This window comes from Fulvivirga kasyanovii (assembly GCF_009711405.1).
Taxonomy (GTDB): domain Bacteria; phylum Bacteroidota; class Bacteroidia; order Cytophagales; family Cyclobacteriaceae; genus Fulvivirga; species Fulvivirga kasyanovii.
Genome location: NZ_SMLW01000534.1, coordinates 1 through 3,143 on the forward strand (window position 1 = coordinate 1; position 3,143 = coordinate 3,143).

Below are 3,143 nucleotides of genomic sequence, written 5' to 3' on the forward strand. Positions count from 1 at the left end.
GTTTCTCAACTAATTTTCAAGGAAGCCCTAATTCGTGATTGAAAATCACCAAAATTTGTATTTGCTAAGTTTTTGCAAACTTTTTGCCAACTCCCTTCTTACACGTTTGGCTATTTCAACACAAAAAATGGTGTAATACTATCAATCATTACAACTCATAAAAAACAAAAGCTTAATTTATTTAATCACTTATCAAATAAGCCATCAAGTTCTTCAGCACTTAGTTTGGCATCGCTAAAATCCGATGGTGTAAAATGAGTTGTTTTTTCTTGGCGGATATGATCCAGAATATTTTTTAGTTGGTCCATGAAAGTACTGAAGAACCATTGTATAGTAGATTCTTTAAAAGCTTTAGCATTGTAGCTTATTTCCATGTTCAAGATGCCTCTTACCACGATTAAATTCAAATCTATTTTAGCTGTCATCTTGTTGCGCTTATCAGTTTCTAATCCTTGCACACTATCATGATATCGAAAGAGTTCATTATCTAATTCATTCATAAATTCACCCAAATAGTTTACTCTAAGCTCTGGCAATCTCATCGAAACCGGAGTGCTGCCCCTATCATTATATTTGCTCAGTCCGTAACCTAATCCATGATCAGGAACTTTTCTCATTTGCTCCTTAACCGAGATTATTTGAGCTTTTAATTCATCATCGTGCATGTCAAACTGAATAGGATACATACAAGTGAACCAACCAATTGTTCTGGACACATCAATAGCTTCCAATTGTCTTCCGTGATTCTCATACATTATTACACAGTGCGATAATTTCGTCCATTGATTTATGGTTATTACCAAAGCGGTATTCAGTAGAGTAGGAACATCTGATTTATAAACATCATGGGCTTTTTTAAGTAAAAATTCAGTGTTCGATTCGTCTAATGTTCCTGTTACTTTCCTCAAATTCTCAACCGTCCAATCGTCAGTTTCAAAATCCAAAGGAAGCCTAAACCTATCTTCATTAGTAAAGCTCCAATATTGATTAACTTCATTTACTTGTAGGCGGGTATATTCCTTTAGTTCTTTATTCCAATCCAAAGAAGAGGCGGATTTTCTATTCCACTGAATGGGTTCATTTTTTAGTAACATGTCATAACATATTTTTAGATCCTTCAAAAGAATTCTCCACGATACACCGTCCATAATTAAGTGATGAGCAGTAATAAACAGATATTCTGTTGCACTTGGTGATTTTAAAATTGCAGCTTTTATTAAAAGGCTCTTTGTAATGTCGAAGGATGATTTAAATGAATTAAATAAATCTGCATGATTGTCCTCTATTCTTTTCGAAACTACTTCTAACTCCTCTTTCAAATCCCAGCTCTCGATAACGAAAGGTTGTTCATAGTGACTATTATTATAATATAACTTTCTTGTAGCCGGATTGTAATTCAATCTCAACCCGTCATGATGCTTTATTATTTCTTTGAAAACTTTTTCTAATACCTCGCGGTCTATTGGTTTTCTAAATTCCAAATTGATAGATTGATTGTAAAAAGACGGATTGATAAAATTTTGATTAAAAAACCATTGCTCGATAGGAGCTAAATCTCTGGCCCCATCAACTATCCCTTGCTCATAAGTATTCTTATTAGAAGCAAATTTTGCACCTAAACCGATTTGCTCTATCGTATGAAAGGTCATAATATCTTTAACCTTAATATTAATCCCTTCTTCTGACAAGCGCGAAGCAATTTGAATAGCTTTAATCGAATCACCTCCTAGTTCATAAAAATTACTAGCCACTGTAATCTTCTCTTGACCTAAAATCTCTTGCCACACCTCTATTGAAATCCTCTCAATTTCATTGCTTGGGAGCCTGTGTTCCTCCTCATTATTATATGAAGGTTGGGGCAATGATGTATAATCCACTTTCCCATTATTGGTTACTGGTATAGCCGTTATGGAAATGAAACGGTTAGGAAGCATATAGGCAGGAAGCTTACCCGAAAGGTATACTTTTAATTCTACTTCAGATAGCTCGTTAGTCGCTCCAACAGCCGGTACATAATAGGCACATAGTACCTCTTTGTCGTTATTGGTCAATGTGGTGGTGACGATAGCCTCCAATATTTGAGGGTGCTCAATCAGTTCATTTTCAATTTCAACGAGTTCAATACGGTAACCATTTATTTTTACCTGGTGATCGTACCTTCCAAGATATTCCATTTGACCCCCTTGTAATCTTCTAGCTATGTCTCCTGTTCGGTACATTTTGGTATCAGGAACAAATGGATTGTCAACAAACACCTCGTTCATGAAGTCTGGGTTGAACAGGTAGCCTCGGGCTAGCCCATCACCAGATATATAAATCTCACCTGATACTCCCGCAGGAATTGGTTTTAGATATTTGTCCAATAAAAATATTTGCATGTTAGCTGCCGGAAAACCTATTGGAACAGAAAATGAAGTATCTTTTGTATTAAATTGATAGATCATACAACCTACAGTAGCTTCAGTAGGTCCATACTCATTATAAATGATCATGTCTTCGCCAAACTTTTCAATGACCTGCTGGGCTAGTTTTGAGCTGAATTTTTCACCACCAACGATAAAACGCTTTAAACGTCTACTTTTAAGATGACTTGAATTCAAACTTTCCACTATTAATCGCAAATGAGAAGGGGTTAGCTTCATAATATCCACTTTATCCTCTGTAAATACTTTTTTCATGGCGCTGGCGCTGTCAGTATCATCATATATTACTATAGTATTGCCAGTAACTAAAGGGACAAATATGGAAGTTACCGTTAGGTCAAATGATATCGACGTAAACAAAGGAAAAGCTCCGAAACCGCTTTCGAGATAATTGCTAGCAGCCCAGGTGATGTAATTGACTAAAGATCGATGCTCTATCATTACGCCTTTTGGGCTTCCCGTAGTTCCTGAAGTATAAATAATATAGGCGAGGTCATTAGGCGTATTTATAACATTAAGATTTTTATCATTGGTATTATTGAATGCTAGTTTGTCCACATAGATGAAGTGCGGGAATGATTGATCAGATGAAGAAAGGTTTTTCGCCTTGATGGAATGATCCGAGGTAGTAAGCAATAGTTTTGTTTGGCTATTTTCGATGATATATTTTATTCTTTGTAGAGGTAGATCTACGTCTATTGGAATATATGCCCCGCCAGA

1 protein-coding gene is annotated in these 3,143 nt (G+C 35.8%); it reads right to left on the reverse strand.

The window, feature by feature from the left end:
• Positions 1-185 precede the first annotated feature (185 nt).
• Positions 186-3,143 (reverse strand): non-ribosomal peptide synthetase (locus E1163_RS12190; RefSeq protein WP_185156065.1); only part of this gene is annotated, 2,958 nt, incomplete at its 5' end.